This window comes from Methylolobus aquaticus (assembly GCF_054172105.1).
Genome location: NZ_JBSYXP010000006.1, coordinates 67,218 through 90,349 on the forward strand (window position 1 = coordinate 67,218; position 23,132 = coordinate 90,349).

General features: G+C 61.0%; 13 protein-coding genes. 8 read left to right on the forward strand and 5 right to left on the reverse strand.

Annotated elements, in window-relative coordinates; translation table 11 throughout:
* Window positions 1–79: 79 nt before the first annotated feature.
* The 3 genes from ACW73L_RS09420 to ACW73L_RS09430 form a co-directional block, all read right to left on the reverse strand.
* On the reverse strand, window positions 80–886 hold the full coding sequence (locus ACW73L_RS09420; protein ID WP_498921644.1) for a hypothetical protein: 807 nt from the start codon (window positions 884–886) through the stop codon (window positions 80–82).
* Between the two features lie 276 nt (window positions 887–1,162).
* The gene (locus tag ACW73L_RS09425; RefSeq protein ID WP_498921645.1) at window positions 1,163–1,615 is read right to left on the reverse strand and encodes a hypothetical protein; all 453 of its coding nucleotides are present in this window, start codon (window positions 1,613–1,615) and stop codon (window positions 1,163–1,165) included.
* 139 nt (window positions 1,616–1,754) lie between these two features.
* On the reverse strand, window positions 1,755–5,165 hold the full coding sequence (locus ACW73L_RS09430) for a FecR domain-containing protein (protein WP_498921646.1): 3,411 nt from the start codon (window positions 5,163–5,165) through the stop codon (window positions 1,755–1,757).
* 388 nt (window positions 5,166–5,553) lie between these two features.
* Here ACW73L_RS09430 and ACW73L_RS09435 point away from each other — a divergent pair, with 388 nt between their 5' ends.
* Window positions 5,554–6,210: an HD domain-containing protein gene (locus ACW73L_RS09435; RefSeq protein WP_498921647.1), complete on the forward strand. Its 657-nt coding sequence runs from the start codon at window positions 5,554–5,556 to the stop codon at window positions 6,208–6,210.
* Between the two features lie 185 nt (window positions 6,211–6,395).
* On the opposite strand, the gene ACW73L_RS09440 is transcribed toward ACW73L_RS09435, so the two are convergent.
* A complete protein-coding gene (locus tag ACW73L_RS09440) occupies window positions 6,396–7,178 on the reverse strand; it encodes a hypothetical protein (RefSeq protein WP_498921648.1) in 783 nt (260 codons plus the stop codon).
* A gap of 1,087 nt (window positions 7,179–8,265) precedes the next feature.
* On the opposite strand from ACW73L_RS09440, the gene ACW73L_RS09445 reads away from it, so the two are divergent.
* Window positions 8,266–10,521: a CHASE2 domain-containing protein gene (locus tag ACW73L_RS09445; protein WP_498921650.1), complete on the forward strand. Its 2,256-nt coding sequence runs from the start codon at window positions 8,266–8,268 to the stop codon at window positions 10,519–10,521.
* Between the two features lie 44 nt (window positions 10,522–10,565).
* Here the strand turns inward: ACW73L_RS09445 and glsA are convergent, their stop codons facing one another.
* A complete protein-coding gene (gene glsA, locus ACW73L_RS09450; protein ID WP_498921652.1) occupies window positions 10,566–12,407 on the reverse strand; it encodes a glutaminase A in 1,842 nt (613 codons plus the stop codon).
* 219 nt (window positions 12,408–12,626) lie between these two features.
* Between glsA and ACW73L_RS09455 the strand changes: the two genes are divergently transcribed.
* From ACW73L_RS09455 to ACW73L_RS09480, 6 genes are all read left to right on the forward strand, one after another.
* Window positions 12,627–14,219, forward strand: a complete 1,593-nt coding sequence (locus ACW73L_RS09455; protein WP_498921654.1) for an efflux transporter outer membrane subunit — start codon at window positions 12,627–12,629, stop codon at window positions 14,217–14,219.
* 53 nt (window positions 14,220–14,272) lie between these two features.
* On the forward strand, window positions 14,273–15,466 hold the full coding sequence (locus tag ACW73L_RS09460) for an efflux RND transporter periplasmic adaptor subunit (RefSeq protein WP_139556993.1): 1,194 nt from the start codon (window positions 14,273–14,275) through the stop codon (window positions 15,464–15,466).
* Window positions 15,463–18,603, forward strand: coding sequence for an efflux RND transporter permease subunit (locus tag ACW73L_RS09465; RefSeq protein ID WP_498921656.1), 3,141 nt, complete (start codon window positions 15,463–15,465; stop codon window positions 18,601–18,603). Before ACW73L_RS09460 ends, ACW73L_RS09465 begins: the two co-directional genes overlap by 4 nt.
* Before the next feature lie 358 nt (window positions 18,604–18,961).
* Window positions 18,962–21,424 (forward strand): PAS domain-containing sensor histidine kinase, encoded by a 2,463-nt coding sequence (locus tag ACW73L_RS09470; protein ID WP_498921658.1) that lies wholly within the window; start codon window positions 18,962–18,964, stop codon window positions 21,422–21,424.
* A complete protein-coding gene (locus ACW73L_RS09475; RefSeq protein WP_498921660.1) occupies window positions 21,421–21,783 on the forward strand; it encodes a response regulator in 363 nt (120 codons plus the stop codon). The genes ACW73L_RS09470 and ACW73L_RS09475 overlap by 4 nt, the downstream gene beginning before the upstream one ends.
* On the forward strand, window positions 21,780–23,129 hold the full coding sequence (locus ACW73L_RS09480; protein WP_498921661.1) for a sigma-54-dependent transcriptional regulator: 1,350 nt from the start codon (window positions 21,780–21,782) through the stop codon (window positions 23,127–23,129). The genes ACW73L_RS09475 and ACW73L_RS09480 overlap by 4 nt, the downstream gene beginning before the upstream one ends.
* Window positions 23,130–23,132 lie beyond the last annotated feature (3 nt).

The following is a 23,132-nucleotide window of genomic DNA, read 5'->3' on the forward strand; positions in this document are numbered from 1 at the left end:
GTGGGCCGGGCGATGCCTTGCGTCATCGCCCGGCCATTTCGGCTTCCGCGGCCACTTGGCCGGCACGCTTTCGATTCCCTCAGGAATTCCGCATCAGCGCCTGAAACAAGGTGTGTCCCGCCACCGACGACGTATCCTGTTCCGGTGGCAGTGTCGGTGACCGACTGGCGGCCTCATAGTCCGCGAGCAAATCGTCAAAGGTCGTGGGCTGGTTTACGTGAAGCTCGATGGCGTAATCGAGGAACTTGACGATGCCGGTACCGAGGAGCCGCATGACCTTTCCCATCAACTGCTGGTGCTGCTGTGCTTGTTGCATGTAGAGCTTTCCAGGACTCATGCGCTTGAATACCTTCACATCCTGTATGAAATGCAACACAAAGACCATCTCGGACAGGATGGCATCCGAATCATTAGCGATAGCCCACTCCATGAACCCGTAAAACACCGGGTAGGCAGCCACATACTCCATGATGACCGTCTCCATTTCCTCGGGAGAGCGGTAGCGCGGGGTTGCGGCCGCTTCCCTCATGGCCCGCAACTGCTCCAGGTTGGCGCGTCGTATCATCGACATCGAAATGGCCGGCTGCTCCAGCGCCGCGAAGTTCGCCAGGTACAGATTTCGCAACTCTGAGCGGAAGATGAAGCTTTTGATGAACATCAATTGTCTGGCACGCTTTTCCTGTTCCTTGCGGGCGACATAGCCCTCAACCAGGATGGCCCCGACGATTAGCTCCAAGGGAATCATCGCGAGATTGGACAGGAGGTCCCACTGCGTGCGGTGATAAAAATAGAGCAGGATCCCGCTAACTGCCAGCAGGGAAACAATCAACACGGCGCGACGGGATAGCAGGACTATCCCGGCTCTGCTCTTTCTTCGGGTGCTCATGTCATCAGATTAAATGAGCCGGAATCGGCTCAACGCCCTGGATTGCGGCCTCCGGCCTCACTCAAGGACATTTGGCGATTGGTTTTCAACGGGGCGCCAGGGGATAGCGCACCTGCATCAAGTCAGTTTACTGCCCACATTTCGGACTCGGACAAAACGCTAGCGAATCGGGCCGACGCTTTGGCCCATTTCGAATACCTTCGGCCCCGTGGAACAACGACAAGCAGACGGGTGGCGCGCCGGATGGCCGGCCACCCGTAAGCTGTGGCATCCCGCTCAACGCGCCCTAAAACAGAGCCGAGAGCCACCGGTGGTCGTGCAGGCAGTCGTGCCGTCATTAATGTATTCAAAGCCGCTCGGAATGGCCTTCAATCCTCCCGTTCCCTCGACACAGGGCGGTAGCGACCATTTCTTTTTCGAGGAAGGATCCGCCGCAGTTTTCTTGCTTTCGGGATTTGTATCCGGGTTATTGCGATAGGGATCGCACTTCACCCAGTCCGCATTGCAACCGCACAGCTTTGGGTCACCCTTGGGATCATTGGGATCGATCAGATACGCGAGTTGGGGCGGCCCATCCGGATTGCAGGAAATGGTCAGGCCCCTGTTGGTCTGTTTCTGCTTTGAAAAGAGATCCTCACAGTTGGGCAGTTCAGTGCTGAGGGCGGTCCGCGTAAGCCCTAAGGTAAGGAACATGACCAAACAAGCGATTCCGACGCCGTGAGATTTCATATTGCTACTCTCTGGTGTTGTGAAACGGAATACTGGATGCACGAGCCGAGCAGATCCCGGAAATAGCACAAAGGCCATGATCGTCGTGGCATGGACCTTAACACCTTTCGACGGGGCGAGCGACATGGGTATGGAACCATCAGAAGTTGATCACCAGCCGACCCAGGAACGTCCGCTCCGGAAAGTACGGTCCAGTCACCGGCTCGGTCCGGAACTCTCGAAAGCTGTCATCCTGATACTGAAACTTCGTGTCCATCAGATTCTGGACGGCAAAACTGATGAGCCCATAGCGCTTTGGAAAACGATAACCGATGCTCGCATCCACGAGGAAAAAATTGTCGTTCCCGCTGGCATCCACCGAGTTCGCCGATCGCTGCACCGTCTGATCCACAAAGCTGCCTGTCGCACCCACGAACATGCCTTGTGGACTGTAGTAGGTCAGTCCGATCGGCGCACTGATCGTGCTGACATGGGTCGGAAGGTTGTCAAACTCGGTCGCGATGCCCTGCGCCGCATTGTAATCGTCGTAGGCAAACTCCAACTTCGCGATGAGTTGATCGGTGATGGTCCAGAACAGATACAGATCGTGGAATTGCTCCCGACGTCCTTCGGTAAACACCGACTCCACGCTGTTCTCGTCCACGAAGACCTGCGGTTCGTCGATCCTGCGCCAGGTCGCTTCGCCTCCGAGGTAAAACTCCGGCGTGATTCGCCAGTTGAACCCCGATCCATAGCGCCAGGACTTGGTACCGTTGATGTCGTCGAAGAGTTGATTGAAGCCGGCGATCTGCGTCGGCTCGATGGTCCTATTGTTGACCAGTACCGGCTTCATGGTCTTGAAGGCCGCGGCTCGTAGCAGAAGGTCAGGGGTGGTCTGCCATTGCACACCGAGCTTAGGGTTGATGCTGGTTTCCTTGATCGGGCCCTGTTCAAAGTCATCGTAACTAAAGCCCGTCGTCCAGGTGACCTTTTGCGGTGTCTTGGCATTCAGGTACATGTACGCGTGCGGAAACTGAACCGGATAGCGCTGGGAAACACTGCCGCTGAAAAGCGGCGTACCGGCAGGATCGGTAAAGGTGGCCGTGACGTCGGTGTTGTATGAAGCGCTGGCGTAGGCCGCCCCGGTTACCAGGTTGATCCAGTCGAACTCATGGATGTACTGCGCCTCGTACTGGTTTCCGGGCTGTCGATTGACGGCATTGAGGGTCACCAACAGGGATGGATCGATCGGCTGATTCGGCTGGCGGTCGGTAAAGTCAAGCGTGCTGTAGATCCAGGAAAGCAGCAAGTGCGAATGTGTCGTAGGGGAGTACCGCAGACCGACGCGCGCCATGTCCTGATCGCGCGTGATGCGTTGGTTTGCCAGATAATTGCCGGGGTTGAAGTTGAAGGCAAGGTCACCCTCGGTGGAGTTTCGCCGCCGCAACTCACCCTGGACGTTGAGTTCGTTCGTTATCGCCGCCTGCGCGAAAAAATCGTAGATCGTTTGGTTGATGCCGTTGTTGGGTCGGAAACCGTCGCTGTTATAGGTGTAAGCACCGGCACTGAGTGACAGTCGATCATAGACCGCCGCGACGACCCCTTCGCCGCCATAGGTATTGTTGTTGCCGGCGACCCCGCTGGCATACAACTTGGCCTGATTGCGTTCGAACAGCGGCGTGAATTCGTTGAAACCGGGATTCGAGGGACCGGTGATGGTCAGGATGTTCAGGTTGGTCTCGGAGATGCTCGGCTGGATCGGGTAGATGTTTATGTCTTGCAGCAATTGCGCCTGCAGCAGCTCGCTGACACGGGCGATCTCGCGGCGACGGATCCCGAGATAGGAGTCTGACAAAAACCGATGGGCTGAGGCGTCCGCCGGGCTCAGCATCAATGACTTGGTCGCTTCTCGGATGCCCCATTGCACCACGCCCAGATCCTTGTACACCCTGGACAGCGTCGTGCCACGCGCCGCGCGGTCCTGATCGAGTAGTTGCCGGCTGCGGTACACGGCCCGGCTGTCGTTCTTGTCGATCGAGGCCTGAATGTCCTTCAGCGCCTCGATGGGACGGTTCACCGTCTGCTTCTGGATTCCGTCATACAAGTAGGCTGTAGGATCCGACGGATCGAGTTCCTTCGCGATTCTGAATTGCTGCTCATCCAGCGGATGGCGTTTCTCCTCGAAATAGGCCTTACCCAAATAAGCGCGGAGGAGGGCATTGGACGAACCCAGCGCCACGGCCGCCTCGAGTTCGCTCCGGCCCTCCGGCACGTCGCCGCGATAGATGCGCGTCAGCCCGAGGCCGAAATGCCCCATCGGGTCGGCCGAATCGAGGCTCACCGCGCGCTCGAAGGCCTGCATGGCCTCACGGTCGCGGAACTCCGCCAGCGCGGCGAAACCGAGCACCATCTGCGTCCGGGAGAGATTCGGCGCCAGCGCTTCCGCTTTCCGCGCGGCTTCGGTGGCCTCGCTGCGGTTCTCCAGCATCAACTGCAGTTCGGCTAGGCGAGCCCACGCGTTGGCATCGTTCGGATGTTCCTTGACGGCTGCTAGCAGCGTATCGCGAGCCCCCGGAATATCGAATGCCGACTGCTGCACATAGGAGAGAGCGATCTTGGCTGCAGCGCTACCACTCAGAGAGACCGCCTTACGGGCGTCCTGCAGGGCGGATTCCCGTTGATTCTGCACAATGGCAATGACGGAACGCAGCGCATACGCCAGGCCGGACTTCGCGTCGCGACGCAACGCGGCGTCGATGGCACCTCGCGCCTCGTTGACGCGTCCTACCTGCAACAGCAGCGCTGCGTGAATCACGTCGTATTGGGAGGTCCTCGCGGATGGCGGAATCGCTCCCGCCAGTCGCAATGCGCCGACGACGTCGCCGCGTGCGGCACTCCCTATGATCCGTTGCAGACCGTCGGATTCCGCTGAGGAATGAACTTTGCCGGAGTTGTCCGAGAACGAAAAGATCGGGGGGTAGTAGAGCGTCCACTGCACTGCATCTTGCGGCTTGACCAGAGTGTACGCCCGCGGCGCCGCGCCGCGGGCCGCTACCGCCGACTGGCCTGGCGTGAGCGCCAGCTTGCCATGACTGTTGACCGCCGAAACCTTCCCTTCGAAGACCGTGACCTCGGTTTGTTCGCCGTCGACCCGCATCGCGAACTCGGTACCCTCGATCATACCGTTCACATACGGGGTGTTGACCGCCATGTGCCGTGGCGAGCGGCTGAACGATTTCAGTGCCCCGGCAACCAGTTGGAGCAGGGAACGTTCCTCCTTCTTAGCAGTAATGTCCAGCAGGCGTACGGTGGTGGACTGATCCAGGCGCAACACCGCGTCATTGATGAGCTGCACGGCCGCCCGGCTCGACTCCCCAACCCGGACCGAATCGCCTTCGCATAGGCGCTCGTCGAGTCTACCGACCTGCCATGAACTCTCGTCGGCATGAGCGATTTCGACGCTACCCTCGACGGACGCCAGACGACCAACGGGCGCGCACGTTTCCTCGGCCCGGCTCTCGAGGTTTGTCAACAAGACCGCGGCCAGAGTCGGCCACAAGAACGTTCGCATCGTCGCTACACCTCTTTGTTCCTGATCCCGAGGTTCCCTATCAGGCCAAATCAAGGCTCCTCGGCCGTGGGCCTTCCATCACCGGCGGCGACGGCCTACGCAGGGTGCTTATCACGTTGCGTTTTGTAAGCAGGTTCCATTCCAGTCGACACAGACAGGCCGCTGCGGGAGATACCCTAAGTCGTTGCGGGAGAACGAGTAACCCAGGGCGGTCACGGACGCGCGATTATGAGGCGCCATCAGTCGATGCCGCACAATTTCAGGGCACGCGCAAACGGTCGCGGCAGCGCCTTGTGCCCCCCCAGATGGCTTAAGCCTTGCTAGACAATAACGAATGGACCGACTTCCTGGCGTGTCCGCGCAGCCCCAATGGAGCTACAGACCTCGCATGACCAGCCATATGAGCATCGATTTGCGGAAACGCTTCCGGGAATTGTGGGGCCGCAGCTTGATGGGCGGGGCTACCAACCAAGGTGACTCGCGTTTCGATACGCTGCTTCGCCACTATGGTGCACGAGAACGGCGCTACCATGGCTGGGGGCACCTGACTCACTGTCTTTCCGAATTTGATGGATGCTCCGGCTTGATGGACTGTCCGGACGCCGTCGAGATGGCGTTATGGTTGCACGATGCAATCTATGTCCCCGGCGCAGCAACCAACGAACAGGACAGTGCCGCGCTGTTTCAGACCATGGCGCACAACCAGCATGACCCGGACCACATTCGAACCGTGTGTCATTACATCCTGCTGACGCGCCATCGGGATGAGCCGAATGACGCCGACGGATGTTACGTGGTGGACATCGATCTCTCGCAGCTGGCCTCGGAATGGGGCGAGTATGTGCAGGACAGCGAAAACATCAGGCGAGAAGCGGCACATATTCCGGACGATACGTTTTTTCCGGCCCAACTCGGCTTCCTCCGAGCACTGTTAGGGCGCGAGCGGATCTTTCGAACGGAATGGTTCCACGCCCGCTACGAGCATGCGGCGCGCGAGAATGTCAGCAACTTCATTGCGCGTTTGCAGGCTGCCGGTTACGAGTGAAAGCGCGGTCCCGGTCGACGAGAACCCCTTGTCGGGTTGTGCAGGCGGTTCTTTCGTTAAGCGCACCCTGCAAACCCGCTGCACCGGACTGACCGGCTGCATTTTCCGGCCGCATTGCAGCGGCCGGAAAAGCAGATGGCGCCGAGGGCACCGGCGTCCTCGTTGCCTGGTCCCGAGATAGAGCGCTACTGACAGCCTGCCAACGCCTTGTTCTGGTCGACACAGGTGCAGGTTCGAGTACCACCGAGCGTCGAGCAGACAAAGGGATCCTCAACAGCCTCGACATGGACCGGCACCCGCGGAAGTTTCGTTGCCCCCGAAGGGCAGGCGTCCGCGTCCTCAGGGAAGGAGGCATCCGGATTGCACCTGGTCAGCGTCGCATTGCACGTACAGGCGGTCAGGTTCCAATTAGGGGCGTCCGGATCGAAGCTGTATATCACACGTCGGCTGCCGTCTGTAGGACACGCGATACCGGTTTCGTCCAACTGGTCATTGATCTCGGAGCAATCCGGCAGAGCCTGACTGCCGCCAGGATTCGCCGGCATCGCGAGGCCATAGCAGAAGCTGATCTGGGTAATGGTGCCCCGAGCCGTTGCCAGCGAGTCCTGCAACGCTCCGGCCGGAGAAAAGTGGAATACCCGCGCCCCGGTATTGCCCTGGGATTTCGCAATCACGAAGTTGATGGGGGTCTGCGGCGTTCCTACGACGTTCCAGAGGCTGATGCCTGTCCGGGTTGCGTCGAGCCTATAGGTAATCGACGGCCCACCCGAAGCGGAGATGGTTTTCGGTACGCCAGCCGCCGGCGGCGAGTTATCCGAGAGTTGTAAAACGGAATTCAGTGCCAGGGAATTACAGGTCGGGTTTCCCTCGAGGTCCAGTACGGTAACGGCCTGTGTTGCGAGCGACCGCAACGACCATAGGGATAATGTCAGCCCCAGCAGGGCCAGCGCGAAACGGGATCGGTACATGAGCTTCTCCGAACGGATGATTTAGGGTTTACCCCAAAGCACAGCCTGCCTCGCCAGCAGAGCGACTTGGCGTACTGTGCGCAGACGCTTCCTTTCTCCCCCAAGGCCGAACTCCAGTGCGGCCAAATGAATAAAGCAGCAGGGGCCCAGTCTCCGGTGGAACAGCGACTAAGGCCTCAGCACATATTCGTTGAAGTAACCCGAACCCCGCTCACCCGGCTATGCCACAGTCGCAGCGTAGGGCTCCTGGCCTCACTGCAGCGCCCGATAGTGTGGAGAACGTTGGTCGACAGATTGCAACTGCTCCCGGGCAATCAGATCGATACAACGACCGGGCGCCGGGACTTGCGACGCCAATCACTCTGATCGTTTGAGAGGGAGCCAGGACCATTCGCCCGTTCTTCCTCACTGGACAGGTCGATAGCCGTTCGGAGAATTAAGGGAGTAGGGGACTCTTTCAGGACCGGCATAAGGGAACCCCAATGCCGATTGAGACAAAGTTATCGACCGCTTCGGCAGGCGATCCGTCGAGATGGTCCCTGTCTGCACTCTCTTGTCATTCTTGTATTTCGTGAAAGCACTGCCACCGCGTCGACCCCATGGCGCTTGAAGCAGTTAAACGTGTGTCCCGCGACGATTCAGGCGTGATCTAGCAGCATGTACCATGCCAGCGAAGGATGAGCCACTAAATCCCTGTTACAGCGCCAATCGGTAATCATGATGGCGAATAAGGGAACGCCTGACACGCACATCAATAGTGCACTGAAGTCCGCAATCGCACCAATCATGCCCATTCCGCACAGCAGTCATCGAACGGTTCGGCAGAAACCGATGTGGCCGGCTGTCCAGGGTTAGCGCGGCAGCGCGACGAGGATCACGTAGAATGAAGGGCCAGTATGCCTGGGACGATAGAAATTAGGCCGGAACTGAACGACCGACATCCCCAGGGCCACTCGCGACGGCTCTCCGGGAAGGCATCGCCACTACCCATGCAGAATTGCAGCATCAGTCTTTTGTCCTCGATCGCGACTGTGCTCCGACCAGACGGGGCCGAAGCCATCTCCTACCGTGGCAACAGGGAGAGCGTATGCGCCGCTGGGTAAAGGGCCTTCTCGCCGGCTTAGCCACGGCGTCGGTCGGCACCGTATTGGGTATCAGCCCTTTGGGGCACGGCGTCGAGCAGGATTTCGGCTTGGCATGGCTCTTCAAGCTGCGCGGTGCAATCGATCCGCCGCCGGAAGTCGCCGTCATCGCGATTGACGATCAGACCGGGGTTCACCTCGGACTTTCGCGGCTACCGCGCGAGTGGCCCCGGTCAGTGCATGCCCGTTTGGTCGACCGGCTGACGGCGTTGGGCGCGTCATCCATCGTCTTCGACTTCGACTTTCAGACGGAGAAGACCGCTTTGGAGGATTCGGCCTTTGCTCGCGCAATCGAGCGATCGAACCGGGTCGTCTTGGCGACGAAGCTTGTCGGCAAGCGCCAGATGATCCTGGACGCGAGTGGCAAACCCTCCGGCTCGGTGTGGATGGAGCAACTCGTGCCACCCATCTCACCGCTGGCGAATGCCGCGAAGGGCCTGGGGCCGTTTCCCCTGCCCAAGGTGCAAGTGGCGGTGTACGACTTTTGGGCATTCAAGCCCAGTGTCGGCGACGCGGCGACGATGCCGGCTGTGGCCTTGCAAGTCCACACGCTCGGGATACAGCCGAATTTCTGGGCTTTTCTGCGGGCATCAGGGCTTGGCCGCACCGGCACCGTCACGGTGCCCCGCGAAAGAGACCTGCGCGGAGTCGAACTCCGCAAGCTGATGGCACACACCCGGCAGCTGTTCCAGAAGGACCCTGACCTGGCACCTGCGCTGAGACAGCTTCTGGAGCAGGACCCCGCCCGCATTCCGGATCCAGGCCAGCGGCTGGCCGTCAGGTCGCTGATCAGCCTCTATGCCGGTGATGATCATCGCTACCTGAACTTCTACGGTCCTCCCGGCACGATCGCGACCATCCCCTACCATGTCGTCATGAACAGCGAAGACCCCGGAAGCGGGCAGCCGCCCCCCGATGTCAATGGAAAGGTCGTCTTCGTCGGTTACTCGGATCTCTACGACCCGGGACAGCCGGATCGGTTCTACACGGTGTTTACCAACGACGACGGCGTTGATCTGAGCGGTGTCGAGATCGCCGCGACCGCGTTCGGCAATCTGCTGCATGAACAGGGGCTGCAACCCTCCAGTCCGTTCACCATTGCCGCGGTACTGGCTATCGTGGGCGGTCTGCTCGGCAGCATGGTCTATCTGCTGCCAGCGATAGCCGGCGTTCCTCTTGCACTCCTACTCGGCGGCGGTTACGCGTTCGGCGTTTATCAGGCCTTTGTTCAGGCTCATGGCTGGCTGCCGTTGGCCATCCCGATGTTGGTGCAGTTACCGCTGGCCCTTTTCATTGGCTTGGTGAGCCAATACCTGCTGGAGCGGCACAAAAAAAACAAGGCCACGGAGGCCATCAGCTTTTATCTTCCGGAAGGGGTTGCGAGGGACTTCACGGACAAGGTCCTGGACCCCTCCGCGATCAACCGTGTGGCCTACAGCTGCTGCTTCGCCTCGGATATGGCGGGATTCACGACGATTTCCGAACAGTTGCGGCCAAAGGAACTGGCCGTCTTCCTGAACGACTATTTCGACACACTGTCGCAACCCCTCCGCGAGAACGGCGTGGATGTCGTCGAGTTCCGTGCAGACGGAATCATGTGTGCCTGGACGTCGGATGAAGAAACGGTCGCTGTCCGGCATCAAGCGATTCTTGGCGCACTGGATGCAGTAAAGGCGATGGCGACCTTCAAGGAGCGTTACTCACTGCTGACGCAGTCTTTGCGAATCGGGCTCGAAGTCGGCATGGCCTACGTGGGGCATGCCGGCGGGGGAGGCCATTTCGTCTACAGCATCGTCGGCGATTGTGCCAACACGGCCGCCCGAGTGGAGGGCTTGAACAAGCAGATGGGCACGCAGATCCTCGCCACGCGGGCAGCGGTGGAAGGGGTGAACGATCTACTATTGCGGCATGTCGGCGACTTCTGCTTTGTCGGCAAAACCACGCCGCTTCCGGTCGTCGAGGTCGTCGCCCTGCGCTACGCGGCCGAAGAGAGGCAACTGAGACTCTGCGCCGAGTTCGAGCAAGCGATGCAGGCCTTGGCCTCGGGAGACTGGCGGGAGGCCGAGCGCGCTTTCTCGGCCCTGCAGGACAGGTTTCCGGATGACGGGCCGACCAAGTTCCATCTGGCGCGGTGCCGACGCTTCCTCATGGCTGCCGAACTACCCGCAAACCCGCTGGTCGTCGCACTGGACGCAAAATAGCCGGGATTTCTCCCCGCACGCGAGCGCTGGCGCACCGCCTTTCTTCACCGGCGCAACAAGCGGACTTCCCCGGTCAATTGCCGCAGTTTCCGGCTCAGTCCTCGGGCGATATTACGAACGAGTTGGTAGCGGATCCGTGCGTGCAGTGGCGATGAGTCGGCTTCCAGGCGCGCGAAGTCCAGTTCGAGGCAGGTAACCGGGCCGTCGGCAATGATGTCGGCAGTGCGCACCCCTTGATCGAAAAGTGCCATTTCGCCGAAGGCCGAGCCGGCGGACAACATCGAGATTCGTCCCGATCGCCGGTGTTCCAAAGGAATGTTGACGCTGACTTGGCCACGCAGGATGAAAAAAATCGACTCGGCGACTTCCCCCTCCCTGCAGACCACGGCCCCAGGGGCATAATCCCGACGCTCCGTGATGGATTCCAGTCCCGCCAGTTCCTCGGGCGAGAAGCCGTCGCAAAACGCCTGATGCGCCAGCGGCACCTCCGTCGAGATTGTGGCAGCGTGATCGGTCAGCAAGCGATCCTCGCACCACTCCAGTGCGTGATCCACGTCCTCGCAGCCCAGTAGAGGCTCCCGTTCGACAGCGGTCACGCGCCGTCGGATCTCCCGCACCACTTCGAACTTATCCGAGATGCCTGTCAGCAATACCGTATTTCCCCCCTGGCCGAGGCTTTGTATCAAGGCCACCAATAGACAGACGGCACCTTGGGCGATCCGCGGCGCGCGCCGAAAGTCAAGAATTAGAAAGTCTGCCGTGTCCATCGCGCCCATGGCTTCGCTGACGATGATCTCGGCCGACGAAAAAACCAGGTCGCCCGCGAGTTCGAAAACGACGACCCGTGCGCCCAGAACACTCAGCGCTCGTGTGTGTTCGGCTGCCCGCGAGCGCTTCGAGGGAATCTGCGCGGCGTTGTAGCGCACGTGGATGACTGAGGTGGTCGTCATGCGCCCGGTCTGCAGGACGTGCAGCCCGAAGTCGCTGGATATCTTCTTGCAGGCGGCGATACCGCGCACGCTATTGCCGCGCGCATCCAACTTCGGCGAGAACACCGCGAGGCCGAATTGTCCGGGTAGCACGGCCATGACGCCGCCTCCGACACCGCTCTTGGCCGGCATGCCGACCTCGTACACCCACGCGCCGGAATAGTCATACATGCCGCAGGAGTTCATGACGCTTAGCACCTTAGGCACCAGCGGACTGGGCAAGGCCCGCACGCTCGTGATCGGATTCACTCCGTCGTTCGCCAGCGTGGCACCCATCAGGGCCAGATCACGGCAATCGACGAGAATCGAGCATTGCTTGAAATACACATCCAATATCTCATCGGTGTCCTTCTCGATGATGTTGGAATTGCGCAGCAGGTAGGCGATGGCTCGGTTGCGGTGACCGGTGGACTTTTCGGAACGGTAAACCTCTTCGTCTATCGTCACCTTACGGCCAAGATAGCGTTCGTAGGTCTTGAGCATCCGAGCGAGCTTCTCATCCGCCGTATCACCGGCGATCAGCGCCACGGTGGCAATCGCCCCGGCATTGATCATGGGGTTCCGCGGACGGCCGGTACCCGGCTCCAGGCTGATCTCGTTGAAGGCTTCGCCAGAGGGCTCGACGTCGACCTTGCCCAGCACGCTGGGGATGCCGCTATCGTCCAACGCGAGCCCATAGGTGATCGCCTTGGATATCGACTGGATCGTGAAGGGCTGTCGCGTATCGCCGCTCTGATACACATGCCCGTCCACGGTGACCAAGGCGATCCCGAACCATTCAGGGTCGGCTTTCGTCAGTTCGGGTATGTAGCTGGCGACCTCGCCGTCGTCGAGCGGCGCGTAATCGCGGTAAAGGGTGTCCAGGTACTGTTGCAGCGCATTCCCTTCGGGTATCACGTTATCCCCTCGCTCTGGATGGTTCTGCTGGTAGCGAAAGCATTATTGATGCCGCCCCAGCAGGGAAGGGCAGAAGCCGGTCGCCAGCGTCTCTTTCCCCATCGGCTCCCCACAACCTTGGCGTCGGAGGTGCCATAACGCAAGGGCAGCGCCTTTGGCCGGCTCTGATGCTGGCACGGGCCGTGCCAGTCCGCTACTATGGGCCGCAAGGAGGATTGCATGGATTGTCGCGTGTTCGCGTCCCTGGTCGGGATTGTGTGCTTGGCCGCGCTCAGCGCGGGTTGCAGTCTGATCGGACCCGACTTTGAAACTCCCCATTCCGATCTCGCCACCCACTGGCTGGAAAAGGGCGACCAGCGAGTGCGCAGCAGCAGCGCTGAAACCCGGGCCTGGTGGCGAGTCTTCAAGGATCCCGTTCTCAATCAGCTGGTCGAACAGGCCTACTCGCAGAACCTTCCGCTGCGAGTGGCGGGCCTCCGCATCCTCGAGGCCAGGGCGCAACTCGGCATTGCGATCGGTGACTTCTATCCACAACAACAACATCTGACCGGATTGGTCGAGAAGTTTCACCTGCCGCTCCGCGGGCTCAGCGAGCGGCTGCCAACGAGCGACGGTCTGGTGCACACCCTGTGGATAGATCGAATCGGAATGACGGCGAGTTGGGAGCTCGATATCTGGGGCAAGTTTCGTCGTGCCATTGAAGCCGCCGATGCCGAGTTACTCAGTGCCGTGGCCGACTATGACAGCACACTTGTGACGCTAACGGCCGACGTTGCAAATTTCTATATTCGTATCCGAACACTCGAGAAGAAACTCGCCATCGCGCGCGACAACGTCGCCGCGCAACAGGGAAGCCTGAAGATTGCCGAGGCCAAGTTCCGCGGGGGCAGTTCCTCTCAACGCGACGTAGAGCAGGCCAAAACCGTGCTCGGCAGCACCCAGGCCTCAATCCCTTCGCTGGAAAGCCAACTCCGCCAGACCAAAAATGCGCTATGCCTGCTGCTCGGGCAGTCCCCGCGCACACTGGACAAACCCCTCGGTGCCGGCGCGCGGATGGCGCAGATCCCTTCGCCGCCGCTCCACGTCGCCGTCGGCATTCCGGCCGATCTGTTACGCCGCCGCCCCGACATCCGCAAGGCGGAAATGGCAGCAGCCGCCCAGTCGGCTCGTGTCGGTGTGGTCGAGGCCAATCTGTATCCCGCGTTTTCCTTGAGCGGCAGTTTTGGCTTCGTGTCGTCCAACGCTTCCGGGAACAGTCTGAGCGACATGTTCCAGTGGAGCAGTCATTTCTACCGCTTCGGACCGGCCGTACAGTGGAATCTGTTCAACTACGGGCAGATCACGAACCAGGTGCGAACCCAGGACGCCTTGCTGCAGGAAGCGTTGACCCTTTACCAGAATGCCGTCCTGAGCGCGCAACGGGAAGTCGAGGACGGTCTGATCGCGTTCATCAAGACGCAGGATGCGGCTGACTATCTCGCACAGAGCACCGCGGCAGCTCAGCGCTCGTTGCAGTTGGCGACGCTGCAGTATCGCGAGGGTATCGCCGATTTCACGACCGTTTTGACCGCCGAACAATCCTTGCTGCAGCAACAGGACAGCTTTGCGACGACCCTTGGCGATATCGCCTCCAGCCTGGTCAACGTCTACCGGGCGCTCGGTGGCGGCTGGCAACTCCGTGAAGGCAAGGACTTCGTACCGGCTCCCATCAAGGATGCGATGGCGCGGCGCACCAACTGGGGGGAACTGCTCGAACCCATGCCCGTGCCTGCAGAGCGCCCAACGAACCTGATCCGAGCGCCCGCGTGGTGAACTCTCCGGTTGCCATCCCATCCATTGCAAGCCGCCAACGCCTGAGGCCCGAGGTGACGAAACCATTTCCCATTTGCTGCGTCGGGCGCTTCGCGTCGGCGGTATTGCTCGCCCTGTCGGTATTGTCGGCGGGCTGTGAGAACCCCAACACCTATGTTCCACCACCGCCGCCACCGGTCACGGTAAGTCATCCCATTCGGGGGGAAATCAAACCGTACCTCGAGTTCACCGGCAACACCCAGGCCTTGCACACGGTGCAATTGCGGGCACGTGTCGAGGGCTATCTCGAAAAGATACTTTTCAAGGAGGGCGATGTCGTCAACGAGGGCCAGGTGCTGTTCGTGATTCAACAGAACACCTATCAGGCGAAGTTGAAAGAGGCCCAGGCCCAGCTTCTGGCGGCAAAGGCGCGGCTGTTCCATGCCGAGACCGAGTTCAAGCGCTTTATCGGATTGCTGCAGGAGAACGCCGCCGCGCAGACCGATGTGGATCGCTGGCGCTACGAACGCGATGGGTCGAAGGCCGACGTCATGGCGGCCGAGGCGCAGGTCGAACTGGCGCAACTGAATCTCGGCTATACGACCGTCAAGGCCCCGTTCCGCGGCCGGGTTAGCCGCCGGTACAAGGACCCGGGCAATGTCGTCGGGGCAGGGGAGGAGACCGTGCTCGCCGAGATCAACCAGATCGATCCGATCTACGCCTATTTCACGATCAGCGAGCAGGATCTGCTACGGGTCCGCCGTGCCCGCCAGAACGAGGGAACGGACACGGCCAGCAAGGTCCCCTACATTCCGCTGGCGCTCGGCATGGCCAACGAAGAAGGCTATCCGCACAAGGGCCAGCTCGATTATCGCGGGATCGAAGTCGACACGACGACCGGTACCCTCCAACTCCGCGCCTTGCTGCCGAATCCCGACTACCGCATCCTGCCTGGCCTGTTCGTTCGGATCCGCGCCGAGACCGGGAAGCCGGAGCAACAATGGCTGCTGCCGGAGGACGCCGTAGGCTTCGACCAGGGCGGTGCGTTCACGCTGGTCGTGGACGACAAGAACATGGTCGCGCGTCGCCCCGTCACGCTGGGCGCCAAGACCGGCGGTCGCGTCGCCATCACCTCCGGTGTTGACGATCGCGACTGGGTCATCGTCAACGGTCTGCTGCGTGCCATGCCAGGGCGCCCGGTCACACCCACCCGCGCGCCGCTCCCTGACGACGCCCCCCATGCAGCCCCGGCGAAGACCGCGCAATGATCTCCCGTTTCTTCATCGAACGGCCGATTTTCGCGAATGTCATCGCGATCATCACGATCATCCTCGGCGCGGTCAGCCTGCTGAACCTGCCCGTCGCGCAATACCCGAATATCGTTCCGCCGACGATACAGGTCGTGACACGTTACCCGGGCGCCAGCGCCGAAGTCATCGCAAAGACTGTCGGCATCCCGATCGAGCAGGGCGTCAACGGAGTCGAGAACTCCATGTACATGTCCTCGACGAGCGGTTCCGACGGGACCTACATGCTGACGATCACGTTTCGCGTCGGGACTGACTTGAATGCATCGATGAGCCTCGTGCAGAACATGGTCAACGGGCAACTCGCGCAGTTGCCGGACGCCGTGCAAAAGCAGGGGGTCACGATCAAAAAGGTGTCGACCAATATTTTGCAGGTGGTAAGCCTGTATGCGGAGGACGACCGCTTCGACGACACCTTTTTGTCGAACTACGCGATGATCAACATGCAGTACCCATTGGGCCGGATCCCGGGGGTAGGGCAGATCAAGGTGTTGGGGGCAGGCGCATACAGCATGCGCATCTGGCTGAACCCGGAGCGCCTGAAGTACTACGGCCTGACGACCATGGATGTCGCCGATGCGGTGCGCGAACAGAATAATCAGGTGGTCGCCGGACAACTGGGCGGGGCGCCCGTGCCCGCGGAGCAATCCTACCAGCTCACGGTCAATGCCCTGGGGCGCTTGTCGGACGTGTCGGAGTTCGAGGACATCATCGTCAAGACGGTCCGCACGCAGAACGACGAAACCGCCCAACTGGTGCGCGTCAAGGATCTCGCGCGGGTCGAGCTGTCCCAGCAGATGTACAGCAACTTCGCGGGTGTCAGCGGGCACAAGGCGGCGCAGATTCTCGTGTATGCGTTGCCCGGCGCTAATGCCATCGATCTCGGGAAGAACATCCGAGCGGCCGTCGAACAGATGAGCCATGAATTTCCGGAAGGGCTCAAGTACGCGATCCATTACGACACCACGGACTTCATTCAACAATCGATCGATGCCGTCTACGAAACGCTGAAGGAAGCCGGCGTTCTGGTCCTCGTCGTCATCATGATCTTCCTGCAGAACTGGCGGGCGACGCTGGTGCCGGCCACGACCGTTCCCGTCACCATCATCGGCGCTTTCGCGGCGATGGCCATGCTCGGCTTTTCCGTCAATCTGATGACCCTGTTCGCCCTGATTCTGGCCATCGGGATCGTCGTGGATGACGCGATCGTTATCGTCGAGAACGCCTCGCACTACATCGAGAAGGGCTTGTCGCCGAAGGACGCCGCGATCAAGGCGATGCACGAAATGACCGGTCCGGTCATCGGCATCACGGCCGTACTGATTGCGGTCTTCCTGCCGGCCGCCTTTCTGCCGGGCATCAGCGGCCAGCTGTTCCGACAGTTCGCGCTGGTGATCGCCTCGACCGCGGTGATCAGCGCCATCAATGCCTTGACCCTCAAGCCTGCGCAGTGCGCCCAGTATTTGCGCTCACGCCCGGCCGACTACCGGCCGAATGCGTTCTACCGGGGCTTCAACCGCGTCTACGACGGCATAGAAAGCGGGTATGCGCGCCTCGTTCGCGCCATGGTCGCTCGAAGCGGCTGGATGGCCGTCGTGTTCTTCGTCATTGTCGGCGTCGGCGCGTGGTTCTTTGCCCGGCATCCCACCGGATTCCTGCCGATCGAAGATCAGGGTTATGCGATCGTCGTCGCGAAGCTCCCTGAGGGCAGCGCCCAGCCGCGGGTGAGGGCGGTATCGGCGCGGGTCGACAGTGTGCTCGCCAAGACCCCCGGGATTGCCGCATGGGTCACGATCGGCGGCTTCTCCATGCTCGACGCCGCGAACGTCTCGAATGCCTTCAGCACCTTCGCCATCTACGAGAAGTGGGACCAACGCGGAGAGAGGGGGCTCGATCAGAGGCAAATCCTGACCAGCCTGAAGCAGCAGTTCGACGCCGTGCAGGAAGCCCGGATCGCCGTGGTGATTCCGCCACCGATTGCCGGCCTCGGTCAGGCCGGCGGCTTCCAGATGATGATCGAAGATCGCCACAGCCTGGGATTGGCCGAATTGCAGAGAACCGTTCTGGAAACCATGCGGGCTGCCGGCGGGCAATCGGCGCTGGGATTCGTGGGTAGTACGTTCAGCGCACAGAGCCCGCAGCTTTTCCTCGACATCGACCGAGTCAAGGCGCAGTCGCTTGACGTACCGCTGAACAATGTCTTCGGAACGCTGCAAGCCTTTCTGGGATCGTCCTACGTCAACCTGTTCAACAAGTTCGACCAGTCTTACCAGGTCTACGTGCAGGCGGACGCACCCTATCGTCTGGAGCCCACGGATATCGAAAACCTCTACGTACGAAACAGCCGGCAGGAAATGGTGCCGCTTGGCACCATGCTGAATGTCAACCGGCGGGTCGGCTCGGAACTCGTGACCCGCTACAACCTCTACCCTGCGGCACCACTGTTCGGCGCGCAGGCACCCGGGCACAGCTCGGGTGATGCCATCAAGCTGATGGAGCAGGTCGCAAGTGCCAACTTGCCCAGCGGCATGGCGTTCGATTGGACCGCCACCGCGTTTCAGGAGAAACAGGTCGGCAATCAGGCTTATTTCGTATATGCGTTGTCGATCCTGCTGGTTTTCCTGGTGCTGGCGGCACAGTACGAGAACTGGTCCAGCCCGTTCGGCGTGATCCTGGTCGTCCCAATGGCCCTGGTAGGCGTGATCGTGGCATTGATCTCGCGTCGTTACGAAAACAGCCTTTACACGCAAGTCGGGCTCGTGTTGATGATCGCCCTGGCCAGCAAGAACGCCATTCTCGTCGTGGAGTTTGCCCGGGAATTGCGCGCAGAAGGGATGACGATCGCCGAGGCCGCCGTCGAAGCGACCCGGCGCCGTTTCCGGCCGATTCTGATGACTTCGTTCGCCTTCATCCTCGGTGTCGTGCCGCTGCTGACGGCCGACGGGGCCGGAGCAGCCAGCCAGCGGGCCATCGGCACGGTCGTGTTCGGCGGCATGCTGGCTTCGACCATCCTCGCAATCCCCTTCGTTCCGGTGTTCTACGTCCTGACGCAGCGTTGGAGCGAACGCAAGTCCTCGCGAACGAAAACGGCTGTCTGATCCGTTCAACGCGATCTCGAAAAGCCCCCACCATCGGTCCGCCTTAAGGGATCCAGCCACGACCAACAGCGAGCCCCGGCTCCTGCGCGAGAACTTGAGGTCTGGTCCCCCTTCCACGCCGGTGGTGCTCCCTCATGACATCTTTCAAGCCAGCAACGCGCACAGCGCCGAAGGGCAAGAGGCTTGCTGCGCTGCCCGTAACGTTGTCTCATGTAGGCCTTTCGGAGCGGCGCACTCGGAAAATGCGTTTTTCGTCAGCGCTTCATACAGCTTAGGGCCGAGCACTTCGGCTGCCCGGGCCCACGGCGGAGGTATGCCAATTGATCAAGTGGCGGCAAGAATGGATCCCAGCGCGGGCATGACGCCGGTGACGAGAGCGGAGGTGGAGCCGGCGCGACCCGGTTTCGTGCTGGTCGCCGTGCTACGAGCCGACGGCACGATAGCCGAAGTCAATCGCTCCGCTTTCGAATTCTTCCCCGACCAACGCGGCTCGGTGCTCGGCAAGCCGCTCTGGAACGGGCCGTGGTGGCGCGGTACTGAAGAGCGGGATGCGGTGCGGGCTGCGCTCGCGCGCGCTGCGGCGGATGAATTTGTGCGGATACGGTCTTTGGTGCGCACCGAGGCGGGCCCGGGTTGGCTCGAGGTCGAACTGTCGCTCCGACCGGTGTCCGATACAACGGGGCTCGTGACCTGGATCCTGGCGGAAGCCATCGGCGGCCGACAATGCCTCCGGGAGACGGAAGGTCATCTGCACCAGATTGCCGAGAAGGTCGAGGATGTCTTCTGGATCATGGAGCCGAATCGCGGGCAACTCCGTTACGTCAATCCCGCGTTCGAGCAGGTCTTCGGGCGCAGCACCGCGGACTTCTATGCCGGCCCGGGCGTCCTCGCCGAGGCCACACATCCCGATGACCGGCAGCGGGTGGTGGCAGCCCGCTCAAGTAGCGACCACGCGTCGTATCAGGTCGAATATCGGATCCGGCGACCCAGCGGCGAGGTGCGCTGGGTCCGCGAAAAGGGGTTCCCGCTGTTTGACCCGTCCGACGCGGTCCAGCGCCTCATCGGCATCGTCTCCGACATCACCGAGAGTCGCGACGCCCGGGAGGAGCTTCGCCGCCTGAACGAGAACCTCGAACAGCGGATTGCCGAACGGACCGAGCGGCTCCGCCTGATGATCGAGTCCTCGGCCGAAGGCGTCATCACCATCGATAGCCGCGGCGTCATCCTGGAATGGAACGCCGCGGCCGAGCGCATTTTCGGCTGGTCCCGGAGCGAGGCAGTGGGCGGGCGGCTGTCCGAGCTGATAATCCCCCAACGCTACCGTACCGCCCACGAAGCGGGCATGCGGCGCTTCCTCACTTGCGGGCAATCCCGAGTTCTGAATGCGACCATCGAGCTTTCCGCGATCCGCAGTTCCGGTGAGGAATTCCCTATGGAACTGTCGGTCTGGCCGGTGCACTGCGCCGAAGGCTACCTGTTCAGCGCGTTCCTGCGCGATGTGACCGAACGACACCGCGCTGCCGAGGCCGAGAAACAGCGGAGCGAGCAGGCCTTGCTGTTCCGCACCGTTCTGTATGATCTGGCGCGGGCCGACAAAGTCGATTTCCAGGCGTCACTACGGCACATTCTAAGCACGGCAGCGCATACGCTCGGACTGGCGAGAGTCATGTTCGGCCGCTTCGACAGCACCGGCAAGGACATCGTCCTGCGAGCCGAGATGGTCTACCGCGCGGCACTCGGGGACACCGCCCCGGCATCGGAACTAGCGGCATTCCGGATGGCCGATTACCCACAGTACTTTGCGGCGCTGGTGTCGAATCGCCCGGTCATCGCCAAGGATGCCCGCCGCGATCCCGCGACGGCAGAGTTCCGCGAGAATTACCTGATACCCGAAGGCATCACTTCAATGCTGGACGTCCCGGTCTGGATGGACGGCCACGTCGTCGCGGTGGTCTGCCACGAACATATCGGGCCGCCCCGCAACTGGTCACTGGAGGAGGTCGGTTTCGCGTTGTCGATCGGCAATTTGGTCGCGTTGGCGCTGGAAGCAGCCAATCGGGCCCGGACCGAGGCCGAACTGCGCGAGGCCGAAGCGGACGTGCGGAAGGCGTTGACTCGAGAACAGGAACTGAATGAACTGAAGTCGCGCTTCATTGCCATGGCTTCGCATGAATTCCGGACGCCGCTGACGGCCATTCTTTCATCCGCGGAGTTGCTGGAGCGATACTGCGCAAGGCTCCCTCCGGAGGAACAGAGCGCCCTGATCGTGATGATCAAGGACGCCGTGAAAACGATGACGCAAATGCTCGAGGAAGTGCTGTTCATCGGCAAGGCCGACACCGGTCACCTGCCATTCAATCCTCAGGTGACCGACATCGACGCATTCTGCGAGGTATTGCTGAAGGAACTGCGAGCCGGAGTGGGCAGGGAACACCGGATCGTGTTCCTGCCGGTGGGGCCAGCGAACCCCACCCACATCGATCCCCATCTGCTGAGGCAGATTCTCGCCAACTTGCTGGGCAATGCGATCAAGTTCTCACCCAAGGGCTCGCAGGTCACGCTGACTCGCACACGTGAGCCCGATGCGCTCGTGTTCGACATTGCCGATCAGGGCGTCGGTATTCCCAGGGAAGATCAACCCAACCTGTTCAGCACGTTTCATCGGGCCCGCAATGTCAATCACATCCAGGGCACGGGGCTCGGGCTGGCGATAGTGAAACAATGCCTGGACCTTCACCGAGGCGAAATCAGCTATGTCAGCAACATCGGCCAAGGCACCCGATTCACCGTGAAAATTCCTCTTACGGGAGACCCTGCATGAAGAAAATTCTCCTGGTGGAAAACGATCCGGCTCTTCGAAAACTGACCTCTCAGTTGCTCAGACTGGAAGGTTACGAGGTCCTCGAAGCGGAGAACGGCCGCGCCGGTCTCGACCTGGTTGCCGACGGGCAGCCGGACCTCGTACTCTGCGACCTGCTGATGCCCGAACTGGATGGCCGTCAAGTGCTTCGCGCCCTAAGGCGGGACCCGCAGTTCGCCTCGCTGCCTCTCGTCTTTCTGACGGCGAGCGCCGCTGCCGCCGATCGCGAGGCGTGCCTTGCCGAAGGCGCGGCAGGCTTCGTGACCAAGCCGTTCGAACAGACGACGCTCCTTGCGCTAATCGACCGGTTGCTGCAATGACGGGGAGCATCCGCATCATGGTCGTCGACGACGACCCCGCGTTGCTGAAGCTCCTTGCCCTGCGCCTGACGCTCGAGGGCTTTTCGGTGATTAGCGCCAGCAGCGGGGAGGAGGCCCTGGCGAAGGTCGCAATCCATCGGCCGAGCCTGCTCATCACCGACGTCCGGATGGGGGGCATGGATGGACTGGCCCTGTTCGAGACCCTAAAGGTCCAGTTCCCGGCGCTCCCGGTGATCATACTCACGGCACACGGCTCGGTTGTACATGCGGTAGACGCGGTGCGGCGAGGGGTTTTCGGCTACCTCACCAAGCCTTTCGAAGCCGATACTCTGCTCGTGGAAGTGCGCCGCGCGCTAGCGCAGAGTACCGGCGACCATGAACTGGAGCCGTCGGATTGGTGCAGCAGCATCATTACCTGCAACGCGCAAATGAAGACGGTCCTGGCCGAGGCCAGGATGATTGCAGCGCAGGATGCGAGCGTGTTGATCGTCGGCGCGTCGGGCACCGGCAAGGAATTGCTGGCCCAGGCCGTCCATCGAGCCAGCCCGCGCGCCGCAAATCCGTTTGTCGCAATCAACTGCGGTGCGATTCCGGAAAATCTACTGGAATCCGAGTTGTTCGGACATGTGAAAGGGGCCTTCACCGGAACGACCCGGGACCATAGGGGCCTGTTCCTGGCAGCCAATGGCGGAACGCTGTTTCTGGATGAGATCGGCGACATGCCCCTAGCACTGCAGGTCAAGCTGCTGCGAGTCCTGCAGGAACGGGCCGTACGGCCGGTTGGGGCACTCGACAGCACGCCCATGAACGTCCGCATCGTGTCCGCCACGCATCGTAACCTGGAAAAGGAAATCGAGGCGGGGCGATTTCGCGAAGACCTGTTCTACCGCCTGAACGTCGTGAGTCTGGCACTTCCCACGCTGCGGCAACGCGTCGACGATATCCCGCTGCTCGTCCGACATTTCACTTCCAAGGTGTCGGAGAAATATGGGAAGACTATCAACGGCTACGCACCGGAAGCCATGGAGATACTACTGGGAGCACCGTGGCCGGGGAATATCCGGCAGCTGCTCAATGTGATCGAGAAGATTGTGGCCTTGAGTGCGACTGAGCTCGTATCCGCCGGTCAGGTCCAGCGGGCATTGCAAAATCAGGCTGGAGAAGTCCTGTCGCTGGATGAAGCGAAGAGCAATGCTGAACGCGAGTACCTCATTCGGATCCTTAAAGGCACCGGCGGGAATGTGACGCAGGCAGCGCGACTGGCCAAACGCAATCGAAGCGAGTTTTACAACTTGCTGCGGCGCCATTCGCTGGACGTAAAGCACTTTAAGGAACCCTCCGAGTAGAGT